Origin of the sequence: Oceanicola sp. 502str15, assembly GCF_024105635.1 — a bacterium.
Taxonomy (GTDB): Bacteria; Pseudomonadota; Alphaproteobacteria; order Rhodobacterales; family Rhodobacteraceae; genus Vannielia.
The window spans coordinates 2307454-2326499 of sequence record NZ_WYDQ01000001.1; the positions used below are offsets into that span (position 1 = coordinate 2307454).

Sequence of the window (19046 nt, forward strand, 5' to 3'; positions counted from 1 at the left end):
TGCGTCAGCCTCGGCGCCACAGGCCGAACCTCAGCGACCGGCAACCGAGGCCTGGTAGGCGTCGAGCCTGTCGATCAGCGCCGTTCCCGCCGGCACCTCGGCCCGTGCGCAGAACTCGGCCCAGACCGCCCCGAAGGGCAGATCCTTGAACTCCTCCGTCAGCATGAAGCGGGTGGAGAAATCGAGGCTCTCCTCCGCCTTCCGAAGCCGCTCCAGCGGCAGCAGCAGGGCGCGCAGCAGAGCCTTCTGCATGTTGCGTGTGCCGATCGCCCAGGCCGCAGTGCGGCTGATCGTGGCGTCAAAGAAATCCAGCCCGATGTGGGTGCGCCCCAGCATCTCGCCGCTCACCAGCTCGTTGGCCATCGCCTGAATGTCGTCGTTCAGCAGGATCACATGGTCGCTGTCCCAGCGCATCGGGCGGCTGACATGAAGGAGGATCTCGTCGAGCGACAGGGCGCAGGCCGACAGCTTGTCGGCGATGTTCTCGGTCGGGTGGAAATGGCCCATGTCGAGGCAGAGCAGCGTGCCCTTGCGGATCGCATAGCCCATGTAGAACTCGTGGCTGCCCACCGTGCAGGACTCGACGCCAATGCCGAAAAGCTTGCTTTCGACCGCGTCCAGCAGCAGCGCCCTGTCGTGCGCCGGCGCCAGCATCTCGTCCAGCGCAGCCTGCAGACGCTTCCGCGCCGCCATGCGGTCGACGGGCACATCCTTGTAGCCGTCCGGCACCCAGATGTTGTTGATGCAGGCACTCCCCAGCTCTTCGCCCATCCTCGCGGCGATCTCGCGCGTGCGTTTCCCGTGCTCGATCCAGAAGTCGCGGATCGCCTTGACGGGATGCGAAAGGGTCAGATTGTCGTCAGCCTTTTCGTGCGCAAAGAAGGTCGGGTTGAAATCCAGCCCGATGCCCTGCGCCTTGGCCCAATCGACCCAAGGCGCAAAGTGTGCGTACTCGATCTCGTCGCGGTCGGGCGTTTCGTCGGTGTCGAGATACATGGCGTGCAGATTCAGCCGGTGCGAGCCGGGGATCATCGAATAGGCAAACTCCAGATCCGCGCGCAGCTCATCGGGGTTGCGGGCGCGGCCCGGATAGTTGCCGGTGGCCTGAATGCCGCCGCCGGAGGTGCCGGTGCGCTTTTCAAACCCCACCACGTCATCGCCCTGCCAGCAATGCATCGAGATCGGAATAGTCTTGAGCCGCTCGAGCGCGGCCTCGGTGTCGATGCCCCAATCGGCAAACTGCGCCTTGGCGCTGTCATAGGTGCTCATTGTCTTTCCTCCCAAACCCGCGCTCAGCGGGTGAACGCCTGAACGTTGCCCGCATCCACATTGAGGATGTTTCCGGTCGATTTGGCCGAGAGGTCCGAAGCCAGGAAAAAGGCGGCCTCGGCAATGTCCTCGGGCAGAACCGAGCGTTTCAGCAGCGAGCGCTGGCGATACATCTCCTCCAGCCCCTCCTTGTCGGTGCCATAGGTGCCGGCGCGCTGCTCCAGCCAGTCGCCCTCCCAGATCTTCGAGCCGCGCAGCACCGCGTCGGGATTGACCACGTTGACACGGATACCGGCCTCCGCCCCCTCCAGCGCAAGACAGCGAGCGAGGTGAATCTCTGCCGCTTTCGCGGTGCAATAGGCCGCGGCATTGGGGCTGGCGGCGAGGCCGTTCTTGGAAGCGACGAAGACAATCGCGCCGCCCATGTCCTGCACCCGCATCACCTTGAAGGCCGCACGGCTGACGAGGAAATAGCCGGTGGAGAGAATGTCCATGTTCTTGTTCCAGAGCGCCAGCGAGGTCTCCTCGATGGGCGCCGAAGAGGCGATCCCGGCGTTGGAGACCAGAATGTCGATGCCGCCGAACTCCACCGCAACCTCGTCGTAGGCGCGCGCCACGGCTGTTTCGTCGGTGACGTTCATGTTGACGGTGCGCACCACGTCGCGCCCGTATCGCTGGCTGAGGTTGCCCAGGGTCGAGGCCAGCGCCTCGTCATTGATGTCGGCCAGCATGACGCAGGCCCCTTCGCGCAGGTAGCGTTCTGCCGTCGCCGCGCCGATGCCCCCGGCTCCGCCAGTGACCAGGGCCACCCGCCCCGCCATCGATTTTGGCTTGGGCATCCGCTGCAACTTGGCCTCTTCGAGCAGCCAGTACTCGATGTCGAAGGCCTCCTGCTCGGGCAGGCCGACGTATTCGGACACTGAGGACGCACCGCGCATCACGTTGATCGCGTTGACGTAGAATTCCCCGGAAATCCGCGCCGTCGCCTTGTCCTTGGCGAATGTGATCATGCCGACGCCCGGCACGAGATAGACCACCGCGTTGGGATCACGCAGCGCCGGGCTGTCGTCGTGTTTGCAGCGCTCGTAATAGGCTTTGTAGTCCTCGCGGTAGGCCTCGATCTGCGCCGGCAGGCCCTGCAGAACCTCGTCGAGATTGCCTTTCGCGGGGTCGAAGTTCACCACCAGAGGGCGGATCTTGGTGCGCAGGAAATGGTCGGGGCAGGAGGTGCCAAGCGCAGCCAGCGGCTCCATGTTCTGCGCGTTGACGAATTCGAGCACGGCGTCGCTGTCGTTGAAATGGCCGACCATGTGCTGGTTACCGGAAACGAAGCCGCGAATGGCGGGCATCAGCCGGGCAACGGTGGCGCGGCGCTCGGCTTCGGGCAGGCTCTGATGCTTGGCACCGCCGAATGCCGCGACGCCCTCGGTTTTCGCGGCCAGCCACTGGGTAGCCGTGTTGATCACCTCGATGGTCTTGTCATAGCAGGCCTTCGCGGTGTCACCCCATGTGAAGAGCCCGTGGCTTTCGAGCACGACGCCATCGGCCTCCGGGTTTTCCGCGCAGAACTTGCCAAGCCAAAGCCCCAGCTCGTAGCCCGGCTTCTTCCACGGCAGCCAGCCGATCCTGTCGCCGAAGATCTCCTGCGTCAGCTCCTTCGAGTTTCTCGAGGCCGCAATGGCGATGATCGCATCGGCGTGCACGTGGTCGACATGCCTGCGCGGCACGTAGGCGTGCAGCGGCGTATCGATCGAGGCGGCGCGGGGGTTCAGCCGGAAGGTGCAATGCGGCAGGTAGCCGACCATCTCGTCTTCGAACTCCACACCGCGATAGAGCCCCTTCAGCGCCTCCAGCTTCTCCATGTAGAGCGTGGCGAAACCGTCCATCTCAATCGAGCCGATATCCCCGCCCGAGCCCTTGACCCAAAGAACCTCGACCTCCCCGCCGGTGAGCGGGTCCGTCTCTATCACCTTGGCCGAGGTATTGCCGCCGCCATAGTTCGTCACGCGCTTGTCGGCCCCCAGAATGTTGGAGCGATAGAGCAACAACTCCGATTCGCTCTTTCCGGCGGCCTCGCTCTCGTCCCAACGGTTCTCAAGAAGCTGAGATTCAACGGTTTTCAGCATGGCATCCTCCCTTTGGGCGCCCCGCGCCCTGCATAACGGCTTGGGGCGGAGACTGCGGCTTTGGCCCCCTTCTGTCAATCAACTTCAATCATTATCAATCATTCTGCACCGCAGTATGAGTGAAATTGATTGTTTATGATTGACAGAAGCCATCGATTCGCTGATGGTTGCGAGCCAAGGGAGGACGTCATGCACGAAACAGAACGCCACAGGATCATTCTTTCCGCTGTCCAGGATCGCCCGATGGTGACGGTGGCAGACCTGTGCAATCTGACCGAAGCGTCCGAAGCCACGATCCGCCGCGATGTCGCCGCGCTGCACATGCAGAAAAAGCTGCGCCGGGTGCGGGGCGGGGCCGAGGCGATCAGCCCGCCGCAGTTCGTCGGCCTCGCAGGGCGGCCGTTTTCCGTCAACCAGACCATGCAGGGCGGGCAAAAGCAGGCCATCGCCCGCGCCGCGGCCGACCTCTGCGACGATGGCGACTCGATCATCATCAACGGCGGCACGACGACCTTCCAGATGGTGCATCCGCTGGCCTCGCGCCGCTGCCAGATCTTCACCAACAGCTTTCCCATCGCCGAGCACCTGCTGAAGCACTCCAAGAACACCATCATGCTCTCCGGCGGGGCGATCTATCGCGAGCAGAACATCATCCTCAGCCCATTCGACAATGACGTGACCCGCAACTTCTACGCGCGCCGCATGTTCATGGGCGCCCAGGGGCTGGGCCCCATCGGGCTGATGGAGGCCGACCCGCTGCTGATCCAGGCCGAACAGAAGCTGATCGGTCAGGCCGACGAGCTGGTGGTTCTGGTCGACAGCACGAAGTTCGAGAACCGCTCCAGCCTGGTGCTCTGCCCGCTGGCCCGAATCGACACGGTGATCACCGACGAGGGCATCACCGACAAGGCCGCCGCCATGCTGGAGGCAGCCGACGTAAAGCTGATCGTCGCGCAATCGGGCGCGGCGCAGAACGCGGAAGAAGCGGCCTCATAGACCGGCCTCACATTTCGTTTTTCAAGGGAGGAAACCTAAATGAAACGACGTCATTTCACCAAACTTGCCATGGGCCTTACCCTCGGCGCATCGCTCATGGGCACCTCGGCCATGGCGCAGGACAACATGCGCATCGCGCTTGTGGTCAAGGCCCTGGGCATCGGCTTTTTCGAGGCCGCTCACAAGGGTGCCGAGGAGGCTGCCGCCGAGCTGGGCAATGTGGAGATCATCTACACCGGCCCGACCGATACCACCGCCGAAGGCCAAATCGAGGTCATCAACTCGCTGATCGCCCAGGGTGTCGACGCGATTGCCGTGTCCTCCAATGACACCGACGCGCTGGTGCCAACCCTGAAGAAAGCGATGCAGCGCGGAATCACCGTGATCTCGTGGGATTCCGGCGTGGCCGAAGAAGGCCGCCAGATGCACCTCAACCCCTCGTCCAACGCGCTGATCGGCAACATGATCATCAAGCTGGCAGCCGATCAGCTGCCCGACGGCGGCCAGGTTGCCCTGCTGTCGGCCACCACCACCTCGACCAACCAGAACATCTGGATCGAGGAGATGACCAAGGTGATGGGCGACTATCCCGGCATCGAAGTGGTCTCGACCGTCTATGGCGACGATCTGGCCGACAAGTCCTATCGCGAAGCTCAGGGCCTCATGCAGTCCTATCCCGATCTCGACGCCATCATCGCGCCGACTTCGGTGGGCATCGTGGCCGCCGCGCAGGCGGTCGAGGATGCGGGCAAGATCGGGCAGGTCAACGTGACCGGCCTCGGCCTGCCGTCCGAAATGGCCGGTGCCATCGAAAGCGGTGCCTCCAAGAGCTTCGCCATCTGGAACCCGATCGACCTCGGCTATTCGGCAGCGATGATCGCCCATGCCCTGGCCTCCGAAGAGGCAACAGCAGAGCCCGGCGCCGAAATCTCCATCGGGCGCATGGGCACCATCACGCTGGACGAGACGAACTCCGCCGCCATGGCAGATCCCTTCGTCTACGACAGCTCGAACATCGACGAGTTCAAGTCGATCTTCTGATCCCGCCGCGCTTCGGCGCGCCGATGGGCCGGGGGGCACTGTCCTCCCGGCCACCCACCAGACTTTCCTGAAACCGTAGAGGGCTGATCACATGCTGATGCAGACTGAAGCCGAGTCTCCCGCCCCGGCGGCGGCGCAGCCGGCCATGGCCCTCGACGGCATCACCAAGACATTTCCGGGCGTCAAGGCGCTGGATGGCGTTTCGCTCCGGCTCTACCCAGGCCAGGTGACGGCGCTGATCGGCGAAAACGGCGCCGGCAAATCCACCGTGGTCAAGACCCTGACCGGCATCTACCAACCCGACGACGGCCAGATCCTCGTCGATGGCGTGCCCACCCGATTTGCGACGGCGCAGGACGCCGCGAAGGCCGGGATCACCGCGATCCACCAAGAAACCGTGCTGTTCGATGAGCTCTCGGTTGCCGAGAACATCTTTCTGGGGCACGCGCCGCGCGGGCGCTTCGGCCTCATCGACTGGGCCACCATGGAAGCCCGCGCCACCGAGATCCTGCGCGGCATCGGCGCCGAGATCGACCCCGCCCACAAGCTGCGCGACCTCGGGATCGCCAACAAGCACCTCGTCGCCATCGCCCGCGCGCTCTCGGTCGATGCCCGTGTCGTCATCATGGACGAACCGACCGCCGCGCTCTCGCACAAGGAGATCGAGGAGCTGTACGAGCTGGTCGAGAAGCTGAAGGCGCAGGGCAAGGCAATCCTCTTCATCAGCCACAAGTTCGACGAGATCTTCCGCATCGCCGACCGCTACACCGTGTTCCGCGACGGTCAGTTCATCGGTGACGGGCTGATCTCGGAGATCGACGAGGCGGCGCTGGTGAAGATGATGGTGGGCCGCGACGTGAGCCAGGTCTTCCCCGACCGGCGGAGCGCCCCGGGCGCGGAGGTGCTTCAGGTGGTGGGCTACTGCCACCCGACCGAGTTCGACGACATCGGCTTTTCGCTGAAACGCGGCGAAATTCTTGGCTTTTACGGGCTGGTGGGTGCCGGGCGCTCGGAGTTCATGCAGGCGCTCTTCGGCATCACCCGCCCCTCGAAGGGCGTGACGAAGGTTGAAGGGCGCCTCACCGTGATCCGCTCGCCCGCCGAGGCCATCGCGCAGGGCATCGTCTACGTGCCCGAAGACCGCGGCAAGCAGGGCGCGATCACCGCCTTGCCGATCTTCCAGAACGTCACCCTGCCCTCGATCGGGCGCACCTCGCGCCGCGGGTTCCTGCAACTTGCCGAAGAGTTTAAGCTGGCCCGCGAATACACCGACCGGCTCGACCTGCGCGCCGCTTCGCTCGATACCGATGTCGGCAACCTCTCGGGCGGCAACCAGCAGAAGGTGGTGATCGCCAAGTGGCTGGCCACGCAGCCCAAGGTCATCATTCTCGACGAGCCGACCAAGGGCATCGACATCGGCTCCAAGGCCGCGGTGCACGAATTCATGGCCGAGCTGGCTGCCGAAGGGCTGGCCGTCATCATGGTCAGCTCCGAGATACCCGAGATCCTCGGAATGTCCGACCGCGTCCTCGTGATGCGCGAAGGCCGGATGGTGGCGGAGCTGGCCGGCGATGACCTGACCCCCGAAACGCTTGTCCGCCACGCGGCGGGGATTTGAGGACGCAATGCTGCAACGATTGATCACCTCCCGCGAGGTGCTGCTGCTCGGGGCCATCGCAGTGCTGCTGGCGCTGATCGCCACCCGGTTTCCGGCCTTTGTTGCGCCGTCCAATCTGGCCGATGTGTTCAACGACACCTCGCCCCTGATCCTGCTGGCCATCGGCCAGATGATCGTGATCCTGACCAAGTGCATCGACCTCTCCGTCGCCGCCAACCTCGCGCTGACCGGCATGGTGGTCTCCATGCTCAACCTCGCCTTTCCCGGTGTGCCGGTGGCGGTGATCCTGCTGGTCGCGGTGGTGCTCGGCGCCCTGATGGGCGCGTTCAACGGCATTCTTGTGTGGAAGCTCGACATTCCGCCCATCGTGGTGACGCTCGGGACGATGACCATCTATCGCGGCATCATCTTCCTGATTTCCGACGGAAAATGGGTGAACAGCCACGAGATGAGCGCCGCCTTCAAGGCCTTTCCGCGCTTCGAATTCCTCGGCCTGCCGATGCTGAGCTGGACCGCCATCCTTGTCGTTCTCGTCTTCACCATCGTCATGTCGCGCACCACGCTGGGCCGGGCGGCCTATGCGGTGGGCGGCAACCCCCATGCGGCGACCTATACCGGCATCGACGTGGGGCGCACGCAGTTCTGGGCCTTCACCATTTCGGGCGCGCTCGCCGGGTTGACGGGATACCTCTGGGTTTCGCGCTACGCGGTGGCCTATGTCGACATCGCCGGCGGCTTCGAGCTCGACGTGGTCGCCGCCTGCGTCATCGGCGGCATCTCCATCGCCGGTGGCATCGGATCGGTCGGCGGGGCGCTGCTGGGCGCGCTGTTTCTCGGCGTCATCAAGAACGCCCTGCCGGTGATCAACGTCTCTCCCTTCTGGCAACTCGCCATCTCGGGTGGTGCGATCATCATCGCGGTCGCCGTCAACGCGCGGGCCTCGCGCACCAAGGGCAGGATCATCCTCAAATCAGCGGAGCACGCGGCGTGACCGATACGACCCGTTTCATTCCCGACCGGCTGCAATCACCGTTCCAGAAGCGCCTGAAAAGCTGGGAATCCCTGCTGCTGCTCGTGGCCATCGCAATCTTCTTTGCCAACAGCATGGCCTCGCCCTATTTCCTCGACGCCTGGAACCTCTCGGACGCCACCTTCAACTTCACCGAGAAGGCGATGATCGCCTTTGCCATGGCGCTGCTGATCATCTCCGGCGAGATCGACCTGTCGGTGGCTGCAATCATCGCGCTGGCCTCCACCGCGATGGGTGCGGCGGTGCAGATGGGAGCGGGAACGCCGGTACTGATCCTCGTCGGCCTCGGCACCGGCCTGCTCTGCGGCGCCTTCAACGGGGTGCTGGTCACGCGGCTCGGCCTGCCCTCCATCGTCGTGACCATCGGCACCATGAGCCTGTTTCGCGGCATCTCCTACATCGTGCTGGGCGATCAGGCCTTCACCGGCTACCCGTCCGATTTCGCCTTCTTCGGGCAGGGCTACGTCTTCTGGGTCATCACCTTCGAGCTGGTGCTCTTCGCCATCATCGCGGCGATCTACGGCGTGATCCTGCACACGACCAACTTCGGCCGCGCCGTCTACGCCATCGGAAACAACCCCACCGGGGCGCTGTTTTCCGGCATCCGGGTGGCGCGGGTGAAGTTCATCCTCTTCCTGCTCACCGGGCTGATGTCGGGCGTCGCGGCCATCTGCCTGACCTCGCGCCTCGGCTCGACCCGCCCCTCCATCGCCACCGGCTGGGAGCTGGAAGTCGTCACCATGGTCGTGCTCGGCGGCGTCAACATCCTCGGCGGCTCGGGCACCATCCCGGGGGTGGTCATCGCCGCCTTCGTGATGGGGCTGGTGACCTTCGGGCTCGGGCTGCTCAACGTACCGGGCATCGTCATGTCCATCGTCATCGGCGCGCTCCTGATCGGGGTCATCGCCCTGCCCCGCCTCTGGAAAATGTGGCAGGCCCGCTGATGGAAAAATACGCCTTCAAGATGCGGCTCAATCCGGGCTGCGAAGAGGAATACCGCAAGCGCCATGACGCGATCTGGCCCGAACTGGTGGCGCTGCTGAAAGAGGCCGGCGTGTCCGACTACTCCATCCACCTCGACCGCGAGACCGGCCTGCTCTTCGGCGTGCTCTGGCGCCGCGACGACCACGGGATGGCCGCCCTGCCCGAGCACCCGGTGATGCAGAAATGGTGGGCCCACATGGCCGACATCATGGAGACCCGGCCCGACAACGAGCCGGTGGCGCTTGCGCTGGAAGCCGTCTTTCACATGCCATGAGCCACGTCGCCGTCATCGACATCGGCAAGACCAATGCCAAGCTCGCGCTGGTCGATCTGTCGGACCTCACCGAGCTCACCGTCATCACCCGCCCCAACACCGTCCTCCCCGGCCCGCCCTATCCGCAGTTCGACGTGGAGGGACACTGGGCCTTTCTGCTCGAGGGGCTGGCCCGATTTCACGCCGAGCATGGCGTCGATGCAATCTCGATCACCACCCACGGCGCCTGCGCGGCCCTCCTCGACGCCGCGGGCAATCTCGCCGCGCCGATCCTCGACTACGAGTTCAACGGCCCCGACGATATGGCGGCCGAATATGATGCCCTCCGCCCACCCTTCGACGAGACCGGCTCCCCCAAGCTCGCTGGGGGGCTGAATGTCGGCGCACAGCTCTTCTGGCAATTTGCGCGTGACCCAGACCTGAAGGCCCGCACCAGCACCATCGTCACCTACCCCCAGTACTGGGCCCACCGCCTGACCGGCATCGCTGCCACCGATGTGACCTCGCTCGGCTGCCACACCGACCTGTGGAACCCGCACAAGGGGCAGTTCTCCTCTCTGGTCGACCGGCTCGGTATTGCCGCCAAAATCGCTCCGGCCCGCCGCTCCGCAGAGGTGCTGGGCACCATCCTGCCGGACATCGCCGCACGCACCGGGCTTGCCCCCGAAACGCCCGTGACCTGCGGCATCCATGACAGCAACGCCTCCCTGCTCCCCCATATCCTAGCGCAGGAACCGCCCTTCTCCGTGGTTTCCAGCGGCACATGGACCGTCGCGATGTCGGTCGGCGGCCAATCCCTGCCGCTCGACCCCGGCAAGGACGTGCTGATCAACGTCAGCGCCCATGGCACAGCCGTTCCCTCCGCCCGCTTCATGGGCGGGCGCGAGCACGATCTGGCCACCGGCGGCCCCTACCCCGAGGCAACCGATGCCGCGATTTCCGCGGTGCTCGACGCAGGCATCATGCTCCTGCCCGCCGTCGTCCCCGAAACCGGCCCCTATCGCGGCTGCACCGCCCGCTGGATCGGCCCCGAACCCGTCGTCGGCAGCGCCGAACGCGGCGTTGCGGTGTCCTTCTACCTCGCGCTGGTAACCCGCCACTGCCTCGACCTGATCGGCCATCGCGGCACCATCATCCTCGAGGGCCCCTTCGCCAAGAGCCGCCCCTACGTGAGGATGCTCTCCGCCGCCACAGGCTGCCCCGTTCGCCCCACGATCAGCGCCACCGGCACCAGCACGGGCGCAGCCCTGCTGGTCAAACGCCCCGCCGATCGTCCGAGCGCGGTACACAAGCCGCCTGCACCGGACCCGGCAGACGACAGGCTGACGGCCTATGCGAAACGCTGGTCCGAAGCCTGCCCCTGAACCACCCCAGCGCTCCGGGAGCAGTGCGAAACGTTCCACCACGCCACAGCCGCGCGGCCCAGCCGCAGTTCAGCCCCGCTCCACCATCTGCGCATCCCATACCCCCGAGGCCACCGCCTGTCGCACGTGCGACAGCAGGGTCTCCCGAATAGCCTCCGACGCATAGGTCGAGGGGCGAGAGGCAAGACGGCAGATGTGCAGCGTGCGCGAAAGTTCCGGACTCACGATCGGACGGGCCGTGACCGTTCCCCTGTCGAGCTGGTCCTGCATGAAGAGCCGGGTGCCGATGACGCAGCCAAGGCCCGCCTCCAGCGAGCCCGCGATGGCCTGCACCGAGTTCATCTGAAGCACCGCGCGGGCCTCGATCTTCTTCAGCAGCGCCGTGTCATCCATGATGGCGCGGGCCGAGATCCCCTGACGCAACAGGATGATCGGCAGCTCCAGAAGCTCGCTGAAGGTGATCGGCTCGCGGGTTTCGCCGATGATCTCGGGCCGCCCGATGCAGACCATGCGCTCTTCCAGCACCGGCTCGGCATTGAAGATCGCATCCTCCGGCGGATTGTAGATCAGCGCCATGTCGATGTCGGAGGCCAGAAGATGCGGCAGGGCCGCCCCCGAGAGGCTCTCGGTCAGGGCCAGCTGCACCGCCGGAAAATCGCGCACGACCTGCGAGATGAAGGGCACACCCACAGCCTTCACCGCCGAGAAGGACATGCCGACCGAGACCGGCCCCGACACCTTGTCGGCCTTGTCCGCCATATCGGCCTCCGCCGAAGTCATGGCCTTCAGGATGAGCCGGGCATGGTCATAAAGCCGCCGTCCCGCCGCCGTCGGCTCCATGCCGCGCGGTTTGCGCTCGAACAGGGCCTGCCCGAACCGCCCTTCCAGCTGTGCAAGGTGATGGCTCAGGGCAGAGGCCGCCACGTTGAGATGCGTGGAGGCGCGCGACAGCGAGCCGTGTTCGCAGATCGCCGCGAAGTATTGAAGCTGGCGCGTGTCGAGCATTCTGGTTTCCAGAAAGATAAGGTCGAAACATTATAATATTCCGTGAGGTGCCGCTTGGCTATCCTCCGAGTCGGGAGGACCACCATGACTGAAGACCTCAGGCCGCTGGCCGGGCTGCGCGTTGTCGAGATGACCCATATGATCATGGGCCCATCCTGCGGCATGTTCCTTGGCCTGCTGGGGGCCGAGGTCATCAAGGTCGAACCCCCCGAGGGCGACAAGACCCGCGCCCTCACCGGCATGGGCCGGGGCTTCTACCCCACGTTCAACCGCGGCAAGAAGAGCATCACGCTCGATCTGAAGTCCGAGGCCGGCAAGGCCGCGCTGCACCGGCTGCTGGACGGCGCGGATATTTTTGTGGAGAACTTCCGCGACCAGTCGCTTGCCAAAATGGGCTTTGCGCCCGAGGTGCTGCGCGCCCGCTACCCCGAGCTGATCGTCTCCTCGCTCAAGGGCTTCCTGAAAGGCCCCTACGAGAACCGCACCGCGATGGACGAGGTCGTGCAGATGATGACCGGCATGGCCTATATGACCGGCCCGACGGGGCGCCCGCTGCGCATCGGCTCCTCTGCCAATGACATCATGGGCGGCCTCTTCGGCGCCTTCGCGGTGCTCGCCGCCCTGCTCCAGCGCGGCAAGGACGGCAAGGGCCGCACCCTGCGCACCGGCCTCTTCGAGAACTGCCTGTTCCTCGTCGCCCAGCACATGGTGCAGTTCGACATCGAGGGCCGCGAGGCCCCGCCGATGCCCGAGCGCGAATTTTCATGGCCGGTCTACGACATCTTCGAAACCGCCGACTCCCGCCAGATCTTCATCGGCGCGGTGACCGAAGGCCAATGGGTGACGCTCTGCAACATCCTCGGGCTGGAAACCCTGCGCGACGATCCCCGCCTGCAAAAGCGGATGGACCAGATCGAAGCTCGCGACTGGACCATCCCGATCGTGGCCGAGGCCGTCCGCGCCCGCGCGTTCGACGAGTTGCTGACAGCCTTCGAGCCCGCCGGCATCCCCTTCTCGCCCATCCATCGCCCCGCCGAAATGTATGACGACCCGCATGTCACCCGCCCCGGCGGCCTCTTCACCTCCCGCCTGCCCGAAGGCGAAACCTACCGCGCCCCAATCATGCCCTTCGAGATCGACGGCAAGCCGCTGCACGGCGACACGCTGGATATCGCCGCAATCGGTGACGACACCCACGCCGTGCTGGCGGCGGCAGGCCTGAGCGACGAGGAGATCGCAGAGGCCAGCGGCATGGGAGCAACGGCATGAGCCTCGAAGCCATCTACCCCGCCGACTGGGTGACGCTCCGCGAGGTCGGCCTGCGCGACGGGCTGCAACTCGCCAAGGCGTTCCCCTCGCCCGAGGCCAAGCACGCCTGGCTGAAGGCCGAGGCCGCAGCGGGCGTGCGCCATTACGAGGTCGGCTCCTTCCTGCCCGCCGCCCGCTTTCCGCAATTCGCCGATATCGCGCAGATGATCGCCGCCAGCGAAGCGCTTAACCTGCATTCCGCCGGCCTCACGCTGAATGAGCGCGGCGCCGAGGCGGCACTGGCCACGGCGATCCGCGAGATGGTCTGCGTGGTCTCCGCCACCGAAGAGCACAGCGAGGCCAACATGCGACGCCCCCGCGCCGCCGCCGTCGAACTGGTGGGCAAGGTCGCCGCTCTGCGCAACGCTCAGGCACCGGAAAAGCTGGTGAACGCCGGCATCGCCATGGCCTTCGGCTGCTCGCTTTCGGGCGATGTGGACCCCGCGCAGGTGCTCCGCCTCGCCGAGAGCTGCCTTGAGGCCGGAGCCGATATCGTCGGCCTCGCCGATACCGTGGGCTATGCCGGGCCGAAGGCCGTTGGCGCCCTCTGCGCGCAGATGGAAAAGCTCTGCGGCAACCGCCCCTTCATCATCCACCTGCACGACACCCGCGGCATGGGCGTGGCCAACGCCGCCGCCGCGCTGGACAACGGCGCACGGGTGGTGGACGCTTCGCTCGGCGGGCTCGGGGGCTGCCCCTTCGCGCCCGGCGCAACCGGCAATGTCGTGTTCGAAGACGTGGTCTTCCTGGCCGAATCCATGGGCTTTCCCACGGGTATCGACCTCGAAGCCCTCAAGGCCGCCCGGGCCATAGCGGAGGAGGCGATGCCGGGCGAGGAATTTCACGGCGCCCTGCACCGCGCAGGACCGCCGCAGAATGCAACATGGCAGGCAAGGGCCTGACCAGACTTTTGGGAGGAGACACATCATGAAAACCATCGCAACCGCCGCCCTCGGCGCGGCCCTTCTGGCGGGCCCGGCCGCTCAGGCCGCCACCGAAATGCGCTGCAGCCACCAGCTGCCCCCGGCGCACCACATCGCAAAGGTCGTCGACCGCTGGGCCGAAGAGGTCGAAACCCTCTCCAATGGCGAGATCGACGTTCAGGTCTTCGGGGCCGACAGCCTCGTCGGCGCGAATGACAACATCGTCGCCACCGCCAAGGGCGATATCGAATGCGCCTTCTCGCTGAACTTCCAGTGGGGCAAGACCCTGCCGATGATGAACGTCACCGTGGCGCCCTTCGCCTTCGGGGATATCGAGATCTGGGAAAAGTGGCCCGAGTCCGAGGCCGCCGCCTATCTCGAGGAAAAGCTGCTGGAGAAGGGCGTGAAGAACGTCGTCTGGATGTTCCAGACCAACAGCTCGGTCTTCACCACCAACGGCGAGCCGCTGGTCACGCCCGAAGATTTCGCCGGCCTCAAGTTCCGCGGCCTCACCCCGCCGTTCGATGCCAGCCTCGCCGCGCTGGGCGCCACCCCCACCGCCATGCCCGGCTCCGAGGTCTATCAGGCGCTGGCGACGGGCGTGATCGACGGCGCCGTGACCGACGTTGCCGCCGCCGTGTCGCGCAAGTACTACGAAGTGCAGGACGCCTTCACCGTGGTGCCGGTGCTCTCGGCTTACCTGCACGGCTACCTGAATCCCGAGTTCTACGACGGGCTTTCCGACGCCTCAAAGGCCGCCCTCGCCGAAGCAGGCGCGAAAGCCTCCGCATGGGCGATCGAAGCCTCCGTCGAAGCCGGTGCGGCCGGGCCGGACCAGCTGAAGGAGAAGGGCGTGACCGTTCACATCGCCACCCAGGAGGAGATCGACGCGCTGGAAGCGGTGATGCGCCCGGCCTTCGACAAGGCCTTTGGCGAGGGTGATGCCGACAGCGCCAAGCTGATCGAACTCCTCGGCAAGATGTGACCTGACCGGCCCATGCACGAGCAGAACAAGGAGGGGGCGCAGACCGCCGCCTCCCGCCTTCCCCTCTTTCCCGACCGGATCGTCACCGGCCTCGTCCGCCTCTGCGGCGCGCTGTCGACGCTGCTGATCCTGTGGATCTTCGGCCAGATCTGCGTCGCCGTGGTGCGCCGCTACGTCTTCGACGCGCCCCTCCAGTGGAACGACCAGATGTCCGGGTACCTGCTGGTCGCCGTGGTGATGCTGGGCGCGGCAGAGGCCCTGCGGCGCGGGGACCACATCGGGATTGACCTGCTCACCAACCGCCTCAGCGGCGCGCGTGCCCGGGCACAGGCCGCTCTGGCACATCTCGCGGTCATGGTCTTCGCCGCCGTGGTCGGGATCTCGATCTGGGACAGCATCGAATTTGCCCGCCGCTTCGGCTCCTATTCCATCGGCTACATCGAAATCCAGACATGGATCCCCCAGCTCCCCGTGGTGCTCGGCGCGGGCCTTCTGTTTCTCACCGCCGCGCTCAGGCTCTGGCGCACCCTGAGGCCGCTGCCATGACCCTCGCCTTCGTCTTCCTCGGGCTGATCCTGCTGCTGCTCGCGGGCATACCCATCTTCGCCGCCCTCGGGCTCACCGCCACCGCGATCCTCGTGCTGGTCGAGGGCGATATCGACGGGCTAGGCGATGCGGTCTTCGCGCATCTCAACAAGCCGGTGCTGGCGACCATCCCGCTCTTCGTCTTCATGGCGCAGGTGATGATCCGCGCCAAGGTGATCGACGATCTCTACAGTTTCGCCCACACCCTTATCGGCCATATCAAGGGCGGCCTCGGCGTGGCCACCGTCATGGCCTGCACCATCTTCGCCGCCATCTCGGGCTCCTCGGTCGCCACCGCGCTCTCCATCGGCTCCAGCGCGATCCCACAGATGAAGCGCTACGGATACGCCGAGCGCGACGCGCTGGGTGTAGTCGCGGCGGGTGGCACGCTGGGCATCCTCATCCCGCCCTCCGGCCCGATGATCCTCTACGCCATCGTCTCCGAGGCCTCCATCGGCGGGCTCTTCCTCGCGGGCATCATCCCCGGCCTGCTGCTGGCGCTGATGTTCTCGGGCTGGTGCATGGTGCAGGCGCGCGGCCGCAGCGGCATCGACGCGCCCGACTGGGCGGGCTGGAAGAAGGCAACCGCCGCGCTGCGCCGCTCGATCTGGGCGCTTCTGGCCCCGCCGGTGGTGATGGGCGGCATCTACTTCGGCGTCTTCACCGCCTCCGAGGCCGCCGCCGCAGGCTCGCTCTACGCGCTGCTGGTGGCGGTGCTGGTCTACCGCAACTTCGGCCTCACAGACCTCTGGCACTGCGCCTATGCCACGATGCGCACCTCGATGATGGTCTTCATGATCATCGCGGGCGCGGCCATGTTCGCCCATGCCATCACCCTCGTCCGGCTGCCCGTCGGCGTGACCGAGCAGGTCACCGCATTGGGCCTCGGCCCGATCGGCTTCATCCTCGTGGTCATGGCGCTGATCTTCGTCCTCGGCATGTTCCTCGAGAGCATCGCCATCATCCTCATCACCACCCCAATCCTGCTGCCCACCATGATCGCCCTCCAGATCGACCCGATCTGGTATGGCGTGCTTCTGATGATCAACCTCGAGCTGGCGATGATCACTCCGCCCGTGGGGATGAACCTCTTCGTCATCAAGGGCATCACCAATGCCCCCCTCGGCACCATCGTGCGCGGCGCGTCGCCCTTTGTGGCGCTGATGATCGGCGGCCTCGTTCTGCTGATCGCCTTCCCCGCCCTCGCCACATGGCTCCCCACCGCCGCCGGCTTCGGCCGCTAACTGGCCGGCCCGAAAGGCCGCGCAGGAAATCCTGCACGCTCACAGCAGGCCCGAAAGCCAGTTACGGCCCAAGCGCCCGAAGGGCAACGCGGGTGCCGCCCGCGCTTGCGCCTTGCGACAGCTCCGAGGAGCCGAGGTCGCGGGTCAGGGCGTTCGGGTTGCCGCCAAGGTCCAGCAGGCTGCCGTCGGCCTGGGGCTCGGGACGATACCAGCCACCGGTCGGCAGAACGATGTGGCCGGGCGCAACGCGGGGATCGGCCTCGAGGGCAACCCTGACGGCGCCGCGGTCATTGTGGATCACGGCCAGCGCCCCGTCTTCCAGCCCGGCGGCGGCAATGTCGGCCGGGTGGGCGCGGGCGACCTCGCAGCCCTGCCTGCGGGCCTCGCTTGCAGCGGGCGCGCCATCGAGCTGGCTGTGCAGGCGGGCTTCGGGCTGGGGCGACAGGAGGCGCAGCGGGTAGGCTTCCGGCTCGCCCGCATCGCTTGGGGCGGGCGCGCTCAATGCGGCCTGCAAGCGGCTGTCGTGTCGCTGCAAAAGCGGCGGCAGAAGCTCAATCAGGCCGCTGGGCGTGGACAGCGGGGCTTCGGACGGGGCGGCAACAAACCGCGCCAGCGGCTGCACCACCTCGTCGGGCGGCGGGGCGGCGAGCCTGGCATATCCGGTCTCGGCGAGCCCCTGCCAATCTGGCAGCTCCGGATGCGCCGCACGGTAGCCGGCATAGAGCTTCTCCATCCACGCACGCTCCGAGAGCCCCCCGGTGAAAGCCGCGTCGAGGCCAAGGTGACCGGCGATGCGCGTCAGCACGGCGTGGTCGGTTTCGATCCCCTCCGGGGGCGGCATGACCTGCCGGGAGTAGACCAGCCAATCGTCACGGGAGGCCGCGGCAATGTCTTCGCGCTCGAACGGCAGGGCCGAGGGAAACACCAGATCGGCATGCTGGGCGGTGGCCGTCCAGACGCTCTCCTGCACGATGACGGTCTCGGGGCGCTGCCATGCGCGGGCCAGCCGGTTGAGGTCCTGATGGTGATGAAAGGGATTGCCCCCGGCCCACCAGATGAGCCGGATATCGGGCAGCTCGAGCGGGCCACCGTTGTAGGTGATTGTATCACCGGGGCGTTCCAGCATCTCGGTGATCCGCGCAACCGGGATGAACTCGGCAACCGGGTTCTCGCCCTGCGAAAAGGCCGGCCCGCGCATCCGGCGGATCGGATTGCCGACCGAAGAAACCGCCGACAGCCCGCAGGCAAGGCCACAACCCGGGCGCCCGATCTGGCCGGACAGCGTGGCGAGAACGAGCGCGGCCCAATAGGGCTGCTCCCCTACAATTGCGCGCTGCAGCGACCAGGAGAGGTTGATCAGCGCCGGTCCGGCGGTGAGCTTGCGGGCAATCTCGACGATGCGCCCGGCGGCGATGCCTGTCAGCGCGGCGGCCCAGTCCGGTGTCTTGGGGATGCCATCGGCGCTGCCGAGGATCAGGGCGCGGATCTCGTCATAGCCGCTCCCGATGCGGCGCACCGCGGCCTCGTCGACCCGGCCCTCCACCAGCAGAACATGGGCCATTGCCAGCATGGCGCAGGCGTCGGTTCCGGCGTTGATGGGCTGGTGCTCTCCGATGGGAGCGTCGCGCCCATCGGGCGAGAGGGTCAGCATCTCGCCCCTCGCCTCTGCGAAACCTTCGATCCATCCGCGCGTGCGATGGGCGCCGGTGCCGCCGGCCTCGACCTGTGCGTTTGCAAGGCGCATCCCGCCGAAACTCAACAGGAAGGGCTTCACCTGCGCGATCCGGTCCCAACTCGGGTTGAAGCCGCCGGGGTCGGCATATTCCGCGCCAACGAGATGCGGGAGCAGAACCTTGGCGGTTCCGTAGCTGTAGGTGTTTCGTGCCGAAACGAAGCCGCCGGCAAGATTGAGGAAACGCTTCAGCTGGCTCTGCGGATGATGAAAGCGCCCGGCCGAGCCCCAGCCGTAGGACCCCCCGAAGATCGCCCGGTTGCCATGGGTCTTGCGCACCCGGTCCAGCTCCCTGGCCGCAAGCGCGCAAGCCTCCTCCATGTCGAGCGGAACGAAGGCGTCCCGGTCGCCCCGCGGGGCGCTGCCCGCAGCCCCGTGCCGGCCCTCGAGCCAGCTCCTGCGGGCCATCGGCTGCCGGATGCGGGTGGGATGGTCGGCGAGCGCCAGAAACCCCGCACCAAGCGGCGAGGGATCGGGGTCGTGGCGGAAGGGCAAGAGCCGGGGCCCCGCAGGCTCGCGGGCGATCTCGTAGGTTCCGAAATGGCTGGCGAACAGGTCCAAG

The 19046-nt window shown here is 66.2% G+C and carries 16 protein-coding genes; 12 read left to right on the forward strand and 4 right to left on the reverse strand.

Annotated elements, in window-relative coordinates; translation table 11 throughout:
• Nucleotides 1-30: 30 nt before the first annotated feature.
• Together GTH22_RS11205 and GTH22_RS11210 are read right to left on the reverse strand one after the other, a co-directional pair.
• Complete coding sequence (locus GTH22_RS11205; protein WP_252945290.1) at nucleotides 31-1269, reverse strand: L-rhamnose isomerase; 1239 nt, start codon at nucleotides 1267-1269, stop codon at nucleotides 31-33.
• A gap of 23 nt (nucleotides 1270-1292) precedes the next feature.
• Nucleotides 1293-3395: a bifunctional rhamnulose-1-phosphate aldolase/short-chain dehydrogenase gene (locus GTH22_RS11210; protein WP_252945292.1), complete on the reverse strand. Its 2103-nt coding sequence runs from the start codon at nucleotides 3393-3395 to the stop codon at nucleotides 1293-1295.
• 189 nt (nucleotides 3396-3584) lie between these two features.
• On the opposite strand from GTH22_RS11210, the gene GTH22_RS11215 reads away from it, so the two are divergent.
• From GTH22_RS11215 to GTH22_RS11245, 7 genes are all read left to right on the forward strand, one after another.
• A complete protein-coding gene (locus GTH22_RS11215) occupies nucleotides 3585-4391 on the forward strand; it encodes a DeoR/GlpR family DNA-binding transcription regulator (RefSeq protein ID WP_252945294.1) in 807 nt (268 codons plus the stop codon).
• A gap of 69 nt (nucleotides 4392-4460) precedes the next feature.
• On the forward strand, nucleotides 4461-5432 hold the full coding sequence (gene rhaS / locus GTH22_RS11220; protein WP_252947626.1) for a rhamnose ABC transporter substrate-binding protein: 972 nt from the start codon (nucleotides 4461-4463) through the stop codon (nucleotides 5430-5432).
• Between the two features lie 97 nt (nucleotides 5433-5529).
• Nucleotides 5530-7050 carry a sugar ABC transporter ATP-binding protein gene (locus GTH22_RS11225; protein WP_371928342.1) on the forward strand — a complete coding sequence of 507 codons (1521 nt, stop codon included), beginning with the start codon at nucleotides 5530-5532 and terminating at the stop codon, nucleotides 7048-7050.
• Between the two features lie 7 nt (nucleotides 7051-7057).
• Nucleotides 7058-8041, forward strand: coding sequence for an ABC transporter permease (locus GTH22_RS11230; RefSeq protein WP_252945296.1), 984 nt, complete (start codon nucleotides 7058-7060; stop codon nucleotides 8039-8041).
• Complete coding sequence (locus tag GTH22_RS11235; RefSeq protein WP_252945297.1) at nucleotides 8038-9024, forward strand: ABC transporter permease; 987 nt, start codon at nucleotides 8038-8040, stop codon at nucleotides 9022-9024. Before GTH22_RS11230 ends, GTH22_RS11235 begins: the two co-directional genes overlap by 4 nt.
• Complete coding sequence (rhaM, locus tag GTH22_RS11240; RefSeq protein ID WP_252945298.1) at nucleotides 9024-9338, forward strand: L-rhamnose mutarotase; 315 nt, start codon at nucleotides 9024-9026, stop codon at nucleotides 9336-9338. Before GTH22_RS11235 ends, rhaM begins: the two co-directional genes overlap by 1 nt.
• Nucleotides 9335-10702: an FGGY-family carbohydrate kinase gene (locus GTH22_RS11245; protein ID WP_252945305.1), complete on the forward strand. Its 1368-nt coding sequence runs from the start codon at nucleotides 9335-9337 to the stop codon at nucleotides 10700-10702. The genes rhaM and GTH22_RS11245 overlap by 4 nt, the downstream gene beginning before the upstream one ends.
• A gap of 69 nt (nucleotides 10703-10771) precedes the next feature.
• Here the strand turns inward: GTH22_RS11245 and GTH22_RS11250 are convergent, their stop codons facing one another.
• Nucleotides 10772-11707: a LysR family transcriptional regulator gene (locus tag GTH22_RS11250; RefSeq protein WP_252945310.1), complete on the reverse strand. Its 936-nt coding sequence runs from the start codon at nucleotides 11705-11707 to the stop codon at nucleotides 10772-10774.
• An 84-nt stretch (nucleotides 11708-11791) separates the two neighbouring features.
• On the opposite strand from GTH22_RS11250, the gene GTH22_RS11255 reads away from it, so the two are divergent.
• From GTH22_RS11255 to GTH22_RS11275, 5 genes are read left to right on the forward strand one after another with little or no spacing between them, the layout of a single operon-like run.
• Entirely contained in the window at nucleotides 11792-12976 is a 1185-nt protein-coding gene (locus GTH22_RS11255; protein WP_252945320.1) for a CaiB/BaiF CoA-transferase family protein, read from the forward strand.
• Nucleotides 12973-13917: a hydroxymethylglutaryl-CoA lyase gene (locus GTH22_RS11260; protein ID WP_252945321.1), complete on the forward strand. Its 945-nt coding sequence runs from the start codon at nucleotides 12973-12975 to the stop codon at nucleotides 13915-13917. Before GTH22_RS11255 ends, GTH22_RS11260 begins: the two co-directional genes overlap by 4 nt.
• Nucleotides 13918-13942: 25 nt before the next feature.
• A complete protein-coding gene (gene dctP, locus GTH22_RS11265) occupies nucleotides 13943-14923 on the forward strand; it encodes a TRAP transporter substrate-binding protein DctP (protein ID WP_252945322.1) in 981 nt (326 codons plus the stop codon).
• 12 nt (nucleotides 14924-14935) lie between these two features.
• Nucleotides 14936-15469, forward strand: a complete 534-nt coding sequence (locus GTH22_RS11270) for a TRAP transporter small permease (RefSeq protein ID WP_252945323.1) — start codon at nucleotides 14936-14938, stop codon at nucleotides 15467-15469.
• Entirely contained in the window at nucleotides 15466-16752 is a 1287-nt protein-coding gene (locus GTH22_RS11275) for a TRAP transporter large permease (RefSeq protein WP_252945324.1), read from the forward strand. The genes GTH22_RS11270 and GTH22_RS11275 overlap by 4 nt, the downstream gene beginning before the upstream one ends.
• 61 nt (nucleotides 16753-16813) lie before the next feature.
• Here the strand turns inward: GTH22_RS11275 and GTH22_RS11280 are convergent, their stop codons facing one another.
• Entirely contained in the window at nucleotides 16814-19045 is a 2232-nt protein-coding gene (locus tag GTH22_RS11280) for a molybdopterin-dependent oxidoreductase (protein ID WP_252945325.1), read from the reverse strand.
• Between the last annotated feature and the right edge of the window lies 1 nt (nucleotide 19046).